The sequence below is a fragment of the Bacillus sp. 275 genome (genome assembly GCF_001999205.1).
In the GTDB taxonomy this organism is placed as follows: domain Bacteria; phylum Bacillota; class Bacilli; order Bacillales; family Bacillaceae; genus Bacillus; species Bacillus velezensis.
This window is the reverse complement of sequence record NZ_CP019626.1, coordinates 1,850,305-1,867,500: the sequence shown is the minus strand read 5'-3', so window position 1 is coordinate 1,867,500 and position 17,196 is coordinate 1,850,305. Positions and strand designations below refer to the sequence as shown.

At 47.9% G+C, this 17,196-nt stretch carries 11 protein-coding genes and 3 rRNA genes (1 of these 14 only partly in view); 8 read left to right on the top strand and 6 right to left on the bottom strand.

Annotation, left to right across the window (positions count from 1 at the left end; genetic code table 11):
- The 3 genes from BZ167_RS08715 to rrf form a co-directional block, all read left to right on the top strand.
- Nucleotides 1-970: ribosomal RNA gene (locus tag BZ167_RS08715) — 16S ribosomal RNA — on the top strand (it extends 580 nt beyond the left edge of the window).
- Between the two features lie 175 nt (nucleotides 971-1,145).
- A 23S ribosomal RNA gene (locus tag BZ167_RS08710) occupies nucleotides 1,146-4,075 on the top strand.
- Between the two features lie 50 nt (nucleotides 4,076-4,125).
- Nucleotides 4,126-4,241, top strand: a 5S ribosomal RNA gene (rrf, locus tag BZ167_RS08705).
- Together the 16S, 23S and 5S rRNA genes form the textbook arrangement of a ribosomal RNA operon.
- Nucleotides 4,242-4,323: 82 nt before the next feature.
- Here rrf and BZ167_RS08700 read toward each other — a convergent pair.
- Nucleotides 4,324-5,529 carry an MFS transporter gene (locus tag BZ167_RS08700; protein WP_173762265.1) on the bottom strand — a complete coding sequence of 402 codons (1,206 nt, stop codon included), beginning with the start codon at nucleotides 5,527-5,529 and terminating at the stop codon, nucleotides 4,324-4,326.
- Between the two features lie 221 nt (nucleotides 5,530-5,750).
- Here BZ167_RS08700 and BZ167_RS08695 point away from each other — a divergent pair, with 221 nt between their 5' ends.
- The 5 genes from BZ167_RS08695 to BZ167_RS08675 all read left to right on the top strand — a co-directional run bounded on the left by BZ167_RS08695 (nucleotide 5,751) and on the right by BZ167_RS08675 (nucleotide 11,741).
- A complete protein-coding gene (locus tag BZ167_RS08695) occupies nucleotides 5,751-7,019 on the top strand; it encodes an aspartate aminotransferase family protein (protein WP_015416683.1) in 1,269 nt (422 codons plus the stop codon).
- Entirely contained in the window at nucleotides 7,016-7,966 is a 951-nt protein-coding gene (locus tag BZ167_RS08690; RefSeq protein ID WP_040238610.1) for an inositol monophosphatase family protein, read from the top strand. The genes BZ167_RS08695 and BZ167_RS08690 overlap by 4 nt, the downstream gene beginning before the upstream one ends.
- The gene (locus BZ167_RS08685) at nucleotides 7,941-8,987 is read left to right on the top strand and encodes a zinc-dependent alcohol dehydrogenase (protein WP_039252945.1); all 1,047 of its coding nucleotides are present in this window, start codon (nucleotides 7,941-7,943) and stop codon (nucleotides 8,985-8,987) included. Before BZ167_RS08690 ends, BZ167_RS08685 begins: the two co-directional genes overlap by 26 nt.
- A 228-nt stretch (nucleotides 8,988-9,215) precedes the next feature.
- Nucleotides 9,216-10,649: a SulP family inorganic anion transporter gene (locus BZ167_RS08680; protein WP_039252943.1), complete on the top strand. Its 1,434-nt coding sequence runs from the start codon at nucleotides 9,216-9,218 to the stop codon at nucleotides 10,647-10,649.
- Nucleotides 10,650-10,799: 150 nt separating this feature from the next.
- Nucleotides 10,800-11,741 (top strand): bile acid:sodium symporter family protein, encoded by a 942-nt coding sequence (locus BZ167_RS08675; protein ID WP_094031904.1) that lies wholly within the window; start codon nucleotides 10,800-10,802, stop codon nucleotides 11,739-11,741.
- Here BZ167_RS08675 and BZ167_RS08670 read toward each other — a convergent pair.
- The 5 genes from BZ167_RS08670 to btr form a co-directional block, all read right to left on the bottom strand.
- Nucleotides 11,730-12,482: an alpha/beta hydrolase gene (locus tag BZ167_RS08670; protein WP_031378869.1), complete on the bottom strand. Its 753-nt coding sequence runs from the start codon at nucleotides 12,480-12,482 to the stop codon at nucleotides 11,730-11,732. The two genes, BZ167_RS08675 and BZ167_RS08670, sit on opposite strands and share 12 nt — an antisense overlap.
- Nucleotides 12,479-13,489 (bottom strand): iron ABC transporter permease FeuC, encoded by a 1,011-nt coding sequence (feuC, locus tag BZ167_RS08665; RefSeq protein ID WP_060675286.1) that lies wholly within the window; start codon nucleotides 13,487-13,489, stop codon nucleotides 12,479-12,481. The genes BZ167_RS08670 and feuC overlap by 4 nt, the downstream gene beginning before the upstream one ends.
- A 1-nt stretch (nucleotide 13,490) precedes the next feature.
- Nucleotides 13,491-14,498, bottom strand: a complete 1,008-nt coding sequence (locus BZ167_RS08660) for a FecCD family ABC transporter permease (protein WP_015416687.1) — start codon at nucleotides 14,496-14,498, stop codon at nucleotides 13,491-13,493.
- A gap of 19 nt (nucleotides 14,499-14,517) precedes the next feature.
- Nucleotides 14,518-15,474, bottom strand: a complete 957-nt coding sequence (locus tag BZ167_RS08655; protein WP_003156778.1) for an ABC transporter substrate-binding protein — start codon at nucleotides 15,472-15,474, stop codon at nucleotides 14,518-14,520.
- 87 nt (nucleotides 15,475-15,561) lie between these two features.
- The gene (gene btr / locus BZ167_RS08650; RefSeq protein ID WP_039252940.1) at nucleotides 15,562-17,157 is read right to left on the bottom strand and encodes a bacillibactin transport transcriptional regulator Btr; all 1,596 of its coding nucleotides are present in this window, start codon (nucleotides 17,155-17,157) and stop codon (nucleotides 15,562-15,564) included.
- Between the last annotated feature and the right edge of the window lie 39 nt (nucleotides 17,158-17,196).

Here is a 17,196-nt window from a genome sequence, read left to right as displayed (position 1 = left end):
AGGGCTCGCAGGCGGTTTCTTAAGTCTGATGTGAAAGCCCCCGGCTCAACCGGGGAGGGTCATTGGAAACTGGGGAACTTGAGTGCAGAAGAGGAGAGTGGAATTCCACGTGTAGCGGTGAAATGCGTAGAGATGTGGAGGAACACCAGTGGCGAAGGCGACTCTCTGGTCTGTAACTGACGCTGAGGAGCGAAAGCGTGGGGAGCGAACAGGATTAGATACCCTGGTAGTCCACGCCGTAAACGATGAGTGCTAAGTGTTAGGGGGTTTCCGCCCCTTAGTGCTGCAGCTAACGCATTAAGCACTCCGCCTGGGGAGTACGGTCGCAAGACTGAAACTCAAAGGAATTGACGGGGGCCCGCACAAGCGGTGGAGCATGTGGTTTAATTCGAAGCAACGCGAAGAACCTTACCAGGTCTTGACATCCTCTGACAATCCTAGAGATAGGATGTCCCCTTCGGGGGCAGAGTGACAGGTGGTGCATGGTTGTCGTCAGCTCGTGTCGTGAGATGTTGGGTTAAGTCCCGCAACGAGCGCAACCCTTGATCTTAGTTGCCAGCATTCAGTTGGGCACTCTAAGGTGACTGCCGGTGACAAACCGGAGGAAGGTGGGGATGACGTCAAATCATCATGCCCCTTATGACCTGGGCTACACACGTGCTACAATGGACAGAACAAAGGGCAGCGAAACCGCGAGGTTAAGCCAATCCCACAAATCTGTTCTCAGTTCGGATCGCAGTCTGCAACTCGACTGCGTGAAGCTGGAATCGCTAGTAATCGCGGATCAGCATGCCGCGGTGAATACGTTCCCGGGCCTTGTACACACCGCCCGTCACACCACGAGAGTTTGTAACACCCGAAGTCGGTGAGGTAACCTTTATGGAGCCAGCCGCCGAAGGTGGGACAGATGATTGGGGTGAAGTCGTAACAAGGTAGCCGTATCGGAAGGTGCGGCTGGATCACCTCCTTTCTAAGGATTTTAACGGAATATAAGACCTTGGGTCTTATAAACAGAACGTTCCCTGTCTTGTTTAGTTTTGAAGGATCATTCGATTCTTCGAGATGTTGTTCTTTGAAAACTAGATAACAGAAGTAATTCACATTCAATTAGTAATGCAAGATATCACGTAGTGATTCTTTTTAACGGTTAAGTTAGAAAGGGCGCACGGTGGATGCCTTGGCACTAGGAGCCGATGAAGGACGGGACGAACACCGATATGCTTCGGGGAGCTGTAAGCAAGCTTTGATCCGGAGATTTCCGAATGGGGAAACCCACCACTCGTAATGGAGTGGTATCCATATCTGAATACATAGGATATGAGAAGGCAGACCCGGGGAACTGAAACATCTAAGTACCCGGAGGAAGAGAAAGCAAATGCGATTCCCTGAGTAGCGGCGAGCGAAACGGGACCAGCCCAAACCAAGAGGCTTGCCTCTTGGGGTTGTAGGACACTCTGTACGGAGTTACAAAGGAACGAGGTAGATGAAGAGGTCTGGAAAGGCCCGCCATAGGAGGTAACAGCCCTGTAGTCAAAACTTCGTTCTCTCCTGAGTGGATCCTGAGTACGGCGGAACACGTGAAATTCCGTCGGAATCCGGGAGGACCATCTCCCAAGGCTAAATACTCCCTAGTGACCGATAGTGAACCAGTACCGTGAGGGAAAGGTGAAAAGCACCCCGGAAGGGGAGTGAAAGAGATCCTGAAACCGTGTGCCTACAAGTAGTCAGAGCCCGTTAACGGGTGATGGCGTGCCTTTTGTAGAATGAACCGGCGAGTTACGATCCCGTGCAAGGTTAAGCAGAAGATGCGGAGCCGCAGCGAAAGCGAGTCTGAATAGGGCGAATTGAGTACGTGGTCGTAGACCCGAAACCAGGTGATCTACCCATGTCCAGGGTGAAGTTCAGGTAACACTGAATGGAGGCCCGAACCCACGCACGTTGAAAAGTGCGGGGATGAGGTGTGGGTAGGGGTGAAATGCCAATCGAACCTGGAGATAGCTGGTTCTCTCCGAAATAGCTTTAGGGCTAGCCTCAAGGTAAGAGTCTCGGAGGTAGAGCACTGATTGGACTAGGGGCCCCTACCGGGTTACCGAATTCAGTCAAACTCCGAATGCCGATGACTTATCCTTGGGAGTCAGACTGCGAGTGATAAGATCCGTAGTCGAAAGGGAAACAGCCCAGACCGCCAGCTAAGGTCCCAAAGTATACGTTAAGTGGAAAAGGATGTGGAGTTGCTTAGACAACCAGGATGTTGGCTTAGAAGCAGCCACCATTTAAAGAGTGCGTAATAGCTCACTGGTCGAGTGACTCTGCGCCGAAAATGTACCGGGGCTAAACGTATCACCGAAGCTGCGGACTGTTCTTCGAACAGTGGTAGGAGAGCGTTCTAAGGGCTGTGAAGCAAGACCGGAAGGACTTGTGGAGCGCTTAGAAGTGAGAATGCCGGTATGAGTAGCGAAAGAGGGGTGAGAATCCCCTCCACCGAATGCCTAAGGTTTCCTGAGGAAGGCTCGTCCGCTCAGGGTTAGTCGGGACCTAAGCCGAGGCCGAAAGGCGTAGGCGATGGACAACAGGTTGATATTCCTGTACCACCTCCTCACCATTTGAGCAATGGGGGGACGCAGGAGGATAGGGTAAGCGCGGTATTGGATATCCGCGTCCAAGCAGTTAGGCTGGGAAATAGGCAAATCCGTTTCCCGTGAAGGCTGAGCTGTGATGGCGAGCGAATTATAGTAGCGAAGTTCCTGATTCCACACTGCCAAGAAAAGCCTCTAGCGAGGTGAGAGGTGCCCGTACCGCAAACCGACACAGGTAGGCGAGGAGAGAATCCTAAGGTGATCGAGAGAACTCTCGTTAAGGAACTCGGCAAAATGACCCCGTAACTTCGGGAGAAGGGGTGCTCTGTTAGGGTGCAAGCCCGAGAGAGCCGCAGTGAATAGGCCCAGGCGACTGTTTAGCAAAAACACAGGTCTCTGCGAAGCCGTAAGGCGAAGTATAGGGGCTGACGCCTGCCCGGTGCTGGAAGGTTAAGAGGAGCGCTTAGCGTAAGCGAAGGTGCGAATTGAAGCCCCAGTAAACGGCGGCCGTAACTATAACGGTCCTAAGGTAGCGAAATTCCTTGTCGGGTAAGTTCCGACCCGCACGAAAGGCGCAACGATCTGGGCACTGTCTCAACGAGAGACTCGGTGAAATTATAGTACCTGTGAAGATGCAGGTTACCCGCGACAGGACGGAAAGACCCCGTGGAGCTTTACTGCAGCCTGATATTGAATGTTGGTACAGCTTGTACAGGATAGGTAGGAGCCTTGGAAACCGGAGCGCCAGCTTCGGTGGAGGCATCGGTGGGATACTACCCTGGCTGTATTGACCTTCTAACCCGCCGCCCTTATCGGGCGGGGAGACAGTGTCAGGTGGGCAGTTTGACTGGGGCGGTCGCCTCCTAAAAGGTAACGGAGGCGCCCAAAGGTTCCCTCAGAATGGTTGGAAATCATTCGCAGAGTGTAAAGGCACAAGGGAGCTTGACTGCGAGACCTACAAGTCGAGCAGGGACGAAAGTCGGGCTTAGTGATCCGGTGGTTCCGCATGGAAGGGCCATCGCTCAACGGATAAAAGCTACCCCGGGGATAACAGGCTTATCTCCCCCAAGAGTCCACATCGACGGGGAGGTTTGGCACCTCGATGTCGGCTCATCGCATCCTGGGGCTGTAGTCGGTCCCAAGGGTTGGGCTGTTCGCCCATTAAAGCGGTACGCGAGCTGGGTTCAGAACGTCGTGAGACAGTTCGGTCCCTATCCGTCGCGGGCGCAGGAAATTTGAGAGGAGCTGTCCTTAGTACGAGAGGACCGGGATGGACGCACCGCTGGTGTACCAGTTGTTCTGCCAAGGGCATCGCTGGGTAGCTATGTGCGGACGGGATAAGTGCTGAAAGCATCTAAGCATGAAGCCCCCCTCAAGATGAGATTTCCCATTCCGCAAGGAAGTAAGATCCCTGAAAGATGATCAGGTTGATAGGTCTGAGGTGGAAGTGTGGCGACACATGGAGCTGACAGATACTAATCGATCGAGGACTTAACCAATTTGAATGTATGCTTACTGTTATCTAGTTTTGAGAGAACACTCTCAATGGTTTGGTGGCGATAGCGAAGAGGTCACACCCGTTCCCATGCCGAACACGGAAGTTAAGCTCTTCAGCGCCGATGGTAGTCGGGGGGTTCCCCCTGTGAGAGTAGGACGCCGCCAAGCTTTCTTAACCCAGTTCATGATGAACTGGGTTTTTTATATGAAAGATCACATAGATATATAAAGCTAATGCCTTTCAAAGGCATTAGCTTTTTTGTTTACATTGATTTTGCTTTGCTTTTGACTTTATTGTCTCGAGCATTCTTAAACTGAACACAATCAGCAGCATAAGGAGCATCAGTGCAGTAAACAGCCAGAACGCAGTTTGTGCGGGATATTCATCTAAGCTCCAGCCGACGGCGATCGGAAGGAGTGAACCTCCTAATCCGTTTGAAGCGAGCAGAATACTGGTAGTTGTTTCTGTCTTTCCGGGATAAAAATGATTTGTGATGATTAGGGCTATTGCAAACATGCCTGCCATGAACAGCCCTAAAAAGAAGCAAAGGGCAAAACCGAACCATACGTTTTTGCTTAATGCTAATACAGTAAGTGCAGCCAGACCGCCAATACTTATGAGACGGAGATAACGGTGATATGTCAGCTTTTCTGATACCGGGCCTGTTAATGACCTACCTATGATCATCCCCGTCCAATACACTGTAACTGTTATCGTTGCCAAAGAGTTGGGGATATCCCATTTCTCAGCGAAAATGGAGGGGATAAAATGTACAATGGAAACTTCACTGCCGCCGTAAAAGAAGAAGTAAGCACCCGCCAAGGCAATAAACAGCAATCCGTGTGACCGATAACCGGTGCTTTCTTTTTTAGTGTCATCGGAAGAGACCTCTTTGCGGATGAGAAGCTGATCAATACTGCCGAAACTCATCTGCCTCCATGCGATTAAGAGTGCAAAACTGGATAACCCTAATACTAAAAAAGCAATTGTCCACATGTGGTTGTTGATAAGAAAGCCTGAGAGCAGAGGCATGAACAGCGCACCTAATCCGTAGGCCACTTCCATCTTGCTCATGGCCACAGCCTGTCTTTCTTTAATAGCGGTGAGGATGATCGTGCCTACACAGGATTCCACCAATCCGGCGCCAAGCCCTGCGATGCTGACGAGAAGAAAGAGCAGCGGCCAGGGCGGCAGGAAGGTGATGAACATTTCACAGCTGATGAGTGCCAGGCCAAAGATAACGACGTTTTTGCGCCCAAGCTTTTTCACCATGTAAGGCATTCCGATGACACCGATGAGAAAGCCCATGAACTGAGAGAATACTAATACACCGCCATTACTGTAGCTTTGTGAATAATGTGTGAGTAACTCAGGCAGTACGGCTCCCAGAATAACAAGTGTAAAAGCAATCGATCCATAAGAAAAACAGCTTATCCACAGCAGACGAGTTTTCATCATTTTATCTCCTTATTTCGTATTTCTCTCTACTCGTATGACATGATGTTTTTACAAAAAATCCAAGTATTGTTACTATATCACATAACTTTTTCTCGTACATCCATTATGGTAACGTTAACAAATTGTTAACATTTTTTACAAGAAAGATCGTTGACATTATTTTCAATAATTTATACGATAAAAAGCGAAATTCTAATAATTTCATAGGGGTGGTATTTGTGGGAACGAAGGAAATCACGAATCCAGACAGCTTGTATTACAGTGTTGACGATGTAGTAATGGAGCGCGGAGAAGGGATTTACCTGTACGATCAAGAGGGAAATGAGTACATTGATTGCGCCTCTGCCACGTTTAACTTGAATTTAGGATACGGTAACAAAGAGGTCATTGATACGGTTAAAGAACAAGCCGATAAGCTCATCCATGTAACATCATCTTTTCAAACAGACGCCGTAAATAAGCTGGCAGAAAAACTAGTAGAAATCGCCCCCGATAATCTCACAAAAGTACACCCTAAAGTCAGCAGCGGTTCCGGTGCAAATGAAGGAGCTATTAAAATGGCTCAGTATTACTCCGGAAAAACCGATGTCATCTCCTTATTTCGAAGCCACCTCGGACAAACGTATATGACTTCCGCTTTGTCCGGCAACTCATTCAGAAAAGAACCTTTCCCGCCGCAAATTTCTTTTGGCCTGCAAGTCCCCGATCCCTATTGCAGCCGCTGTTTTTATAATCAGAAACCTGATTCATGCGGTATGCTGTGCGTAGAAAGAATTAATGATTTTATTGAGTATGCGAGCAATGGAAAAATTGCCGCCATGATTATTGAACCGATATCCGGAAACGGTGGAAACGTCGTTCCGCCTAAAGAGTATTTTAAACAGCTGAGAAAGCTTTGTGATGAACATGATATCGCTCTGATTTTTGATGAAATTCAGACCGGGTTCGGACGGACGGGTAAAATGTTTGCCGCGGACCACTTCGATGTGAAACCTAATATGATGACGGTAGCAAAAGGGCTCGGGGGCACAGGCTTTCAAGTCGCCGCCACTCTGACGGAGGACAAGTATACCGGGCTTCCGGGGTATACGCACTCCTTCACATACGGCTCAAATGTGATGGCCGCCGCTGCCGCTTGTAAAACCATAGATATCATGCAGCGTCCGGGATTTTTGGAAAATGTAACGACGGTCGGTCATTATATTATGGATCGCTTAGAAACGATGAAAGAGGATTTCGCTTTTATTTCTGAGGTAAGAGGCGTCGGTCTTATGATCGGTGTGGAGATTGTGAAAGAGAACAATGAACCGGATGTGGACCTGACCAATTATATTGCTAAACGGGCAATGGATTACGGGCTGATTCTCCGGACATCCCGTTACGGATTCGGAAATGTATTTAAAATCCGTCCGCCTTTAACCATAACACTTAGTGAAGCCGAAGTGCTCTGCTACAGACTTCGCAAGCTATTGGAGGAAATCAAGTGAGAGACTATATCATTGAGCTTGGACAATTTGTTTATCAAAAGGTGAAAAATCAAAAAGGCACGCTGAAAAACCGGCTCGTAAACGGCTATTCTCCGGGAGGCGACGCCCAATTTAACATAGACGCCAATGCTGAGGAGGCGGTGCTGGATTATATTCAAGAAAAGGGCCATCCGGTTGCTTTTTACACGGAGGATGGCGGCCTGAAGCTGATTGGAGAAGATCCGCAATATATTTTAATTGTAGATCCGATAGACGGAACGCGCCCGGCCGCCGCGGGACTTGAAATGTCGTGTATTTCGATTGCGCTTGCTTCGTATAAGCCAAACGCAAAGATTAAGGATATCGAATTTGCTTTTTTGCTTGAATTGAAATCAGGCGCTTATATGTACGGTGATATATACAGCGATGCCATTCATTTTGAAGGGTATCATGGAGAATTGCCGAATTTGAGCGAAGTGCGGGATATTAAAAATATGTTTTGGAGCCTTGAATTTAACGGGCATCCGGCGCAGCTGATGACGGACGCATACGGCCATCTGATTGACCAGTCGGCCAATAATGGCGGGGTTTTTGTTTTCAACAGCGCTTCTTATTCGATTTCACGAATTATTACGGGGCAGATGGATGCTTATGTGGATATCGGCAATCGTCTGCTGAAAGATGATCCGAAGCTGCTTTCAGATTTTCAGCAGGTCGGGAACGGGCAGGTGCTGCATTTGTTTCCTTATGATATTGCCGCAAGCGTCTTTTTGGCGAAGAAGGCGGGAGTGGTCATTACGGATGCGTACGGCCGGTCTTTGGACGAAACGCTTCTGACAGATTTAAGTTATCAGAATCAGCAATCATGTATTGCGGCTTCAACGAAGGAGCTTCATCAAACATTGTTAGACCAAATCCGCTGGGGCAGAAAGGAAGAGAAATATGAAGGCGTTGGTCTGGACTCCTAATGATAAGCTTGAATATCAAGAGGTGGACGAGCCTCAAATTCGGAAATCCAATGATGTGAAAGTGAAAATTTTCGGTACCGGTATCTGCGGAACGGACTTAAATGTGCTGAAAGGAAAAATGAATGCAACCCATCATATGATTATGGGGCATGAATCGGTGGGAGCGGTCGTGGAAATCGGACCGGACGTGACAAATGTAAAAGTCGGAGACCGCGTCGTGATAGATCCTACGCAGTTTTGCGGGAAATGTCATTATTGCCGGAGAGGGCTGACGTGTTATTGCGAAACCTTCGAGGATTGGCAGCTCGGAATCGGGGCGCACGGAACGTTTGCGGAATATTACGTGGGGGAAGACAGGTTCATGTACAGAATTCCGGATTCAATGGAATGGGAGCGGGCCACATTGGTTGAGCCTCTCTCTTGTGTGCTGAATGTTGTGGACAAGGCTTCGATTCAGCCGGAGGACTCGGTCTTGGTTTTGGGGTCGGGACCGATCGGACTGCTTGTGCAAATGATGGTGAAAAAACTGGCGCGATTGACGGTTGCGACTGAAATAGGCAGTTTCCGAAGCGAGGCGGCAAGCCGGATATCTGATTATGTCTACCACCCTGAAGCATTAACCGTGGATGAAGTGAAACGGATTAATCAAGGAAGAAAATTTGATGTGATTTTTGACGCGATCGGCAACCAGCTTGATTGGGCTTATCCTTTTATTGAAAAGGGAGGCAGAATCGTGCCGATGGGCTTTGATGATACGTATGAGATGACGATCAGGCCGTACCAGCTGCTGTCAAACGGCGTAACGATTGTGGGCACAGGTGAAGCCCGCCAGATCATGGAAGCCGCGTTAGCATGCGCGTCCGACCTTCCGCAGCTCTATGATTTTATTACGGAAAAGACGGAACTGAAGAATTATGAAGAAGCCATTGATCATCTCATGGGCATCGACCCGGTGACAAAAGAAAGAAAGGATATCAGCGCAATAAAAACGATTCTTGTGTCTGATCCGGAACTTTTATAAAAGCGGAAACGGCTCCAGTGAGGGCCGTTTTCTTTTCTTATTTATACGGCTTGCACATTTCTTTAAAGTTTAATATGATACTCTTTGTTAACAATTCCTTTCCTCAACGACATTATACTCTGAGCGTGTCCTCTTTTCCCCGTAAGCTTGCCTCATATTCCCCAGATAAAATCAATGTTTCCAACTGATAGGGTGCGGATTTTTATAGTGAAAAGGAGTCGTTATCATTTGAAAGATTATACGTTACAGCAGCAATGGTTCGGGAATGTCCGTAAAGACATTCTGGCCGGTATTCTGGTTGCTCTCGCTCTGATCCCTGAGGCGATCGGATTTTCAATTATTGCAGGTGTCGATCCGATGGTCGGCCTTTATGCATCATTTTGTATCGCGATTATTATTTCTATCTTCGGCGGCAGACCGGGAATGATTTCAGCCGCTACGGGTTCAATGGCGGTTGTCATGGTGACATTGGTGGCTGATTACGGGCTGCAGTATTTGTTTGCGGCAACCATTTTGACAGGTATTATTCAATTTATTCTTGGTGTCAGTAAGATAGCGAAATTGATGAAATTTATTCCGCGTTCGGTCATGATCGGATTTGTGAATGCTTTGGCGATCTTGATTTTTTCTGCGCAGCTGCCGCAGTTCAAAGGAGCTTCATGGGTCATGTATGCCATGCTTGCCGGATCACTGGCTATCATATATCTATTGCCGAAGGTTACGACGGCTGTGCCGTCTCCGCTGGTGGCGATTATTGTCATGACGATCATTGCGGTGGTCTTCCATGCGGATGTCCGCACGGTCGGTGATATGGGCGGGATCACAAGTTCACTTCCGCATTTCTTGATACCGGATGTTCCGTGGACGTTTGAGACATTGCGGATTATTTTCCCGTATTCTCTGGCGCTTGCTTTCGTCGGATTACTCGAGTCATTGCTGACAGCCCAGATCATTGATGAAATGACGGATACGGATAGTGATAAGAACAAAGAAAGCCGCGGACAAGGCATCGCCAATATTGTGAACGGATTTTTCGGAGGCATGGCCGGATGCGCCATGATCGGCCAGTCTGTCATTAATACGAAAGCCGGCGGACGCGGCCGATTATCGGCTTTTACCGCCGGCGCGTTTTTAATGTTTTTAATTGCCGTATTAAGCGGTATCGTCGTGAAAATTCCGATGGCTGCGCTGGTGGCCGTGATGGTTATGGTGTCTATCGGCACGTTCGACTGGTCATCGATTAAAGGTTTGCGGAAAGCGCCCCTTACTGATTCGATCGTTATGGTTATTACCGTCGTGACGGTCGTCCTGACAAATGATTTATCAAAGGGTGTCTTCGCGGGTGTGATATTAAGCGCGATCTTTTTTACGGCGAAAATTTCTAAGCTGAAGATTGTGTCACATTCCGAACAGAAAGATGTCAGAACTTATAAGGTAACGGGACAGATCTTTTTTGCTTCCGTGTCTGAGCTCATGAATGCCATCGTTTATGATGAAGACGTGAAACGGATTGTCATTGATTTGACCGACGCCCACGTGTGGGATGATTCGGGAGCGGCGGCTCTTGAGAAAATTGTCGCCAAATGTAAAGAATACGGAATTGAGGCTGAATTAAAGGGATTAAATCAGAAAAGCCGAGATTTAATGAAACAAATGGCATAGAATTTGTGAAGTCCGGATGAATATATCCGGGCTTTTTTTCGGTTAAATTTGCCGGGGGGCATTGTTATAATGAATGAGACTTGAAAACCGTATATAGGAGACTTGCATATGATGTGGCTTCAGAAGTTGAACCAAGTGTTGGGGAGAATCATGCCGCTTTTGACTCCGTCAAGTGTGGCGGCGGGTGTGCTGTTATCTCAGCATATCAGCTGGATGGCCGGCGCTGTGCCGTGGATATTTGCATTTATTACATTTACGGGCAGTCTGAGTGCCAATTTTCATTCGCTGAAGCGCAGTATCGAGAAGCCGCTCCCGATGATCATGGCATTGTTTGTTCTGCATATTTTCATGCCTGTTTTTGCATGGGGAAGCGGCCATCTGATTTTCAGCGGTGACCCTTTAACTGTGACGGGGCTGATTATGGGTGTGGTGATTCCGACCGGAATTACGAGTTTGATTTGGGCTGCGATGTATAAGGGGAATGTCGGATTGACGCTGTCTATTATCCTGGTTGATACCGTGCTTTCTCCTTTTATCGTACCGTTAAGCCTGTCTGTCCTGGCCGGGGCGAATGTTCAGATGGATGTGTGGGGAATGATGAAAGGGCTGGCGGAGATGGTGGTGATTCCATCCATCGCAGGGATGATAGTCAACCAGTTTTCCCCGCCGGTAAGGACTCAGGCAATAAGCCGGTCGCTGTCTCCTTTTTCAAAAATCTGTCTGATGATTGTCATTGCCATTAACAGTTCGGAAATCGCGCCGTATGTCACGCACGTGGATATCAAATTTGCGGGCATCGCTGGCATGGTATTTTTTATTGCCATGACGGGTTATGCCGTGGCATGGCTGATCGGAAGGCTGATGAAGCGGAGCCAGGATGAAATTGTGTCTCTGATTTATACGGGGGGCATGCGCAATATCAGCGCCGGAGCCGTTCTCGCCGTTTCTTTTTTTCCGTCTCAAGTGGCGGTTCCGGTCGTCATCGGGATGCTTTTTCAGCAAATCCTTGCCGCTTTGTTCGGCTATTTGCTGAGACGCTTTGAACTTAAGCCGGTCGTGATGAAGTATGAAAAAAACCGCTCAGCTACGTGAGCGGTTTTTTCCGTACAGCCAGCTTAGTGCTGCATTGAATTGTCGTTTGAATGCTTCTTGATGGTGCACGGCGCCCTCTTCGATCGTGAAAGAGAGCTGAGATTGAGAAAAGCCTTTTTGCTTGAGGCTTTCGTACACGTCTTTATTTAGTCGGATCATGTTGTTTTGGATGTTGTTTTTATGCTCAGCTTCGCGGCTGCCGACAGACATAAAGATACGCCGCCGTGCCGGACGCAAAGATGCGGAGCGGACATAATCTGCTGATTTTTCATACCAGAAGGAACCGGAAATACAACCGATTCTGCCGAATGTTTCAGGCTTTTGGAGCATCGCGTATATCGAAAACAGTCCGCCTAATGACGCGCCGATCAGTCCTCTCGTTTCCGGATGTGCAGAAATGTGATGCATATCTTCAACAGTGGGAATGATGACATTTGTCAGCTCCTCGAGAAAGAGCCTCCCTTTGCCGCCGAAATCATGAAACGCAGGGCTCAGGGAGGGCGCGGGCCACGGCGTGTACTCATCGAGCCTGTCAGCCGGTTTGATGCCGATGAAAATCAATTCGGGAAGTGTTCCGTTCGCAAATTGGGATTCAAGCTTATCCATCTGTTCTAAAAACAAAAAACCCCCGTCCAGTACGTACACACAGGGTAAAGCCCCTGTTTGAACCGAATAGGAGGGAGGAAGATACACAGTGCATTCCTTTCCGTTTATCCGGTGTTCTGTAAGGGTGCCTCTCATGCATCCAGCCCCTTCTTTTGCTTAAACAGAAGAAAAAAGAAATAAGGAACGCCGAGAATCGCAAGAATAATTCCCGCCGGCACTTCTGAAGGCTGAAAGAACAATTTGCCCGCAAAGTCGGCGGATATGACGAGGAGCATACCGACCAATCCGCTGACCGGTAATGAGTATCTGTGCTCAATCCCGGCGAGCCTGCGGGAAATATGGGGCGCGATCAGTCCGACAAATGCCATGCTGCCCGCTGCGGTTACACATGCGCTGATCAAAGCGATGCAGGCAATGAGTAAAATCGTTTTTTCTTTATTGGTTGAAACACCGAGGCTTTTCACCGTGTCCTCATCGAAACGAATGGTATCCAGCAATGACGTTTTCGCCATAAGCAGAGGAATGAACACGATCAGCCACGGAAGGATCGCCGTAATGGTCAACCAGTTTGCCGACCAGATGCTGCCGTTTTTCCAAACCATCGCCATCTCATAATCCTGCGGGTCCATTTTTAATGAAAGAAATAAAGACAGCGCGCTGAATCCGGAATTCATGGCGATCCCGACGAGAATAATTCTGCCCGATTCCAGATGCCCCTGGTGCCAGGCGAAAATATAGATCAGCACGGCCGCCATCAATCCTCCGATGAGGCCGAAGACAGGCATACCCATCGCAGAGGCAAGTGCCGTCGCTTCAGATTGTCCCTGAAACAGAAGCATAAACGTGACGATTCCGGCTCCGGCTCCTGCATTAATGCCCAAAATACCGGGATCGGCAAGACCGTTTTTGGTAATGGCCTGAATAACGGCTCCGGCTATCCCCAACCCGAGTCCGATGGCAGCAGCCATGACAATGCGCGGCAGCCTCAGCTGAAACAGCAAAATGTCATATTGCGGATTCGGATGGATGCGGAAAAGCGTACTGAGCAGTTCACCCGGCTTTGCGGAAAAAGAACCGCTTGTCATGCTGAAATAGCTTACGAGCAATATGAGAGCAATCAGAATGATATAAATTCCGGCCATTTTACGTACCACGCTGATCCCCTCCTTTTCTTTTAATCAAATAAAGAAAGAAAGGAACACCGATGATAGAAGTGACAACTTCAATAGGCGTCTCAAACGGATAATTGATGAATCGGCTGGCAAGATCGCAAAGGGTCAGGAAGACGCCGCCGATGATGCACGCGCATGGGATCAGCCTGCTGTAGTCCGATCCGACGAGAAAACGTGTAATGTGCGGAACGACCAAACCGACAAATGCAATTTTTCCGGCGAGTGCCACCGAGCTTCCGGTCAATATGACAACGGCCGTCATCGCCATGAGTTTGATGGTTCTTTTCTGCTGTCCCAGACTTTTTGAAATGTCGTCTCCTAATGATACGGCAGTGACCTTTTTGCTGAGAATCATGGCCGTGATGATTCCGATCGCAAAAAACGGGACGGCCAGTTTCAAAAAATCAGGGTTCATTTGATGCAGTCTCGCACTGTACCAAAAACTGAGATCCTGCGAAATTTGAAAATAAATCGAAAGCGCAGCCGACAGACTGCTGAGAAGCATACTTGTCACCGTTCCGATGATGGCAAGCTGCACCGGGGTAAAACCGCCGGGAAGAATGGAGGCCAGCCCGAAAACAAGAGCAGCGCCGAATGCGGAACCGATAAACGAGTATATGATCATTTCAATGGATGTCGATTGAGGGAGCAATACCATGCAAAGGGTGATGATAAAAGCGGAGCCGTCCGACACACCCATGATTGAAGGCGAGGCCAGATAGTTCCGTGTGATTCCCTGCATGAGCGCTCCGGAAACAGCAAGGGCTGCGCCGATAAACATAGCGCCGGCAGCCCTCGGGATTCTTGAATGCCATATGATCTGATGGTCGGTATTCTCCGGATTAAAGTGCAGCAATGCGGAGAACACGGTATGGATGTCAAGCTGCTTTGCGCCGTATAAAACGGAAAGCAGCAGTGACAGAACAATGGCAATCGGTGAAGCAATGATAATCATGTGTGTCCGCCGTTTTGCATACATGTGAAAAACCTACTCTTTATTAGTCTTGAGTCAATTTGTCAGCCGCAACCTGTAAGAAGCTGATTTTACTCCACGCGGTTCCGCCTTGGGCTAACGGATCAATCGTATTGACGTATACATGGTCTTTTTTGACTGCCTTCAGGCTCTTCCAGATCGGATTTTTCTCTAAGTCTTTCAAAGCGTCCGGCTTATCTGCGTTTTCGTCATCAGAGAATTGTACGAAGATATGGTCAGGGTTCATTTCGCTTAATTTTTCAAGAGAAATCAGTTCCTGCGCTTTCGCCGCTTTGACTTCGTCCGGCGCCTTCAGGCCTAAATCACCGTAAAGCGTGGAGTTGAAATATACTTGTTCAGGATAAATATAAATATTGCCTTGTCTGATTCTGATGACCAGCGCGTTTGACTGTTTCGCTTTGCTGTTGATCTTTGTTTTTGTCTTTTTCAGGTCCTGTTCGTAATCTGCGATGATTTTTTTCGCTTTTTTCTCTTTATCTGTAAGCTGGGCGAGCAGCATCATGTTTTCTTTCCAGTTTGATGAGATATGAGAGACAGGGATCGTTTCAGCGGTGCCGCTCAATTTTTTCAACGTTTTTTCCGGGAATTTGGTTGATGCCAGAATGACGTCCGGCTGCAGCTCAAGAATTTTTTCCATATTCGGCTGCATTTTTTCCCCCGTTGATACGGATTTATCTGTAATATCTTTAAACAGTTCCGGGAATTTGCCCGAGAAAGAAATTGCTCCTGCCGGATGAACGTCAAGCAATTTGGCGTCTTCCATTGATTCTACGCTGCCTGTAATGGCGATTTTGTCAGTCGGCGCTTTGACTTCATATGTTTTTCCGAGATATTCGATTTTCTTTTTATCTGAAGAAGCGTCCTTTCCTTTACTTGCTGTATCAGATGTTTCTGAGCTTCCGCAAGCCGCGGCCGTGAAAGCCAAAAGCAAAATCATGAAAGCGAATGCCAATTTCTTCATCTATTGTTCCTCCTGTTCAATTGATAACTATTATCAATTGGAATTATAGAGAATGAACAGGGATAAGACCATGGATAATTTCCGGCATTACCATGGACGATCTTCGGAAAAAATAGAAATGCTTTGCTCGATCATCCGCTGATGTCCGCTTGGAGAATATTCAATCCACGGGTCAGATGATATAGGAAACACGCGTTTATTGCTGACGGCTCTAAGGTTCTGCCATATCCCGGTCTGCTGAATCCGCTGAAAATAACGAAGCGTTTCCGGTTCTTTACAAGTGAAAAGCATGATGCAGTCAGCCTGGCAATCCGCCAGCATGTCCAAGGAAATCTTTTCGTCAGGAGCAAAAGATTCCGGTTTTGCGGAGGCAAAGCCTAAATCACCGAAGAAGACATCCTCAATACTGTTGTTATGGGCGATGTACATATTTTCTTTATATACACGGACAAATAAGAACCGCTGATGCCGCACGTGTTTCAGAGCATCTTTCGCTGAATGGGCGAGACTTTGATAAGCTTTAAGCCAGTGCCGCGCTTCCTGCTCTTCATTCAAATATGCGGCTGTGCGAAGAAACTGGTCTCTCCAATTTTCTTGAGCCGGAAGGTAAAAAACGTCAGTGATGTCATTCAGGCGCTGTTTTTCTTCTTCACTGACAGAATCAAGACTGAAAATGATGTCCGGGGCAGCTTGGGAAAGCGTGTGCAGGTTCTCTTCCCAATTTGCATTATAGCGGTAAGCACTCAGGTGAACCGGAATATCGGAAGAGAATTGTTTGTAATAATAGGCCGTCCATTTCGGGTGCAGCGCCGCAGCATAAGGCACGTGATGCAGAGGAATCAGATGCCCCATCGTTTCTTTTCCGTACGCGGCCATTTTTGTGCGCCTTTTTTTCATATAGCTTGTGGGTGAGCTGCCGGTATGTTTTTTAAAGATGCGGCTGAAATAAAATTCATCTTGGTAGCCGATTTGATGAGCGATTTCCCGCAGTTTGCAGTTTGCCTTGGCCATCAGTTTTTTCGCATTGGTTATGCGGATGTCTGTGATATATTCAGTTACGCTCTGCCCGTATAGTTTTTTAAAGGTTTCACTGTAATGCTTGGGACTGATTCCCGCCATATGAGCGAGCTGGGTGAGCGTGATTTTTGTGTCGGACTGAGCATGAATGAATTGTTTTGTCTGTTCGATCGCCGCTTTCGTATTATTTTGATGGCATACTTTTGCGGCATAAAGGTCGTACATCAGCTGCTGAAAGTCGGCTGTATATTTCATTTTCTGCAATGCATCCGCCGATCGCGCATTTTCAGAAAGTGACTGAAGCCGGCTTGTCAAATGATCAACCGTTTGTAAATTCATTTGCTGAAGTCCGTGGAAGATGTCTTCCCCGTTATCCGGAAGCATCGCTTCATCATCTGATGAATAGGAGAAAACACGGAGTCTGACGATATACAAATGGATGCCGCCTGACGGTATAGGGGCAATATTGAATGTCTCATCACAAGGACAGATGTAGAGCGTTTCCTTCTGCAGCGGAAAGCTGTCTGTTCCGATATCAATTTGTCCCTCGCCTTTCACATGAAAGATCAATACGGGGGAATTAGTGAGCTGATGCTCTGACAGAAGGTCGGCTGTTTTTTTTACGGAGATGATATCAATGGGCTGAAAGAATAATGTGTTTTTCATGAGAAACCACCTTTTAGGAAACATTCATTTAAATGATAA

Coding starts and splice junctions, on each gene's coding strand:
- BZ167_RS08700 (WP_173762265.1), bottom strand. CDS start 5,529: ATGAAAACTCGTCTGCTGTGGATAAGCTGTTTTTCTTATGGATCGATT.
- BZ167_RS08685 (WP_039252945.1), top strand. CDS start 7,941: ATGAAGGCGTTGGTCTGGACTCCTAATGATAAGCTTGAATATCAAGAG.
- BZ167_RS08675 (WP_094031904.1), top strand. CDS start 10,800: ATGCCGCTTTTGACTCCGTCAAGTGTGGCGGCGGGTGTGCTGTTATCT.
- BZ167_RS08670 (WP_031378869.1), bottom strand. CDS start 12,482: ATGAGAGGCACCCTTACAGAACACCGGATAAACGGAAAGGAATGCACT.
- feuC (WP_060675286.1), bottom strand. CDS start 13,489: ATGGCCGGAATTTATATCATTCTGATTGCTCTCATATTGCTCGTAAGC.
- BZ167_RS08660 (WP_015416687.1), bottom strand. CDS start 14,498: ATGTATGCAAAACGGCGGACACACATGATTATCATTGCTTCACCGATT.
- BZ167_RS08655 (WP_003156778.1), bottom strand. CDS start 15,474: ATGAAGAAATTGGCATTCGCTTTCATGATTTTGCTTTTGGCTTTCACG.
- btr (WP_039252940.1), bottom strand. CDS start 17,157: ATGAAAAACACATTATTCTTTCAGCCCATTGATATCATCTCCGTAAAA.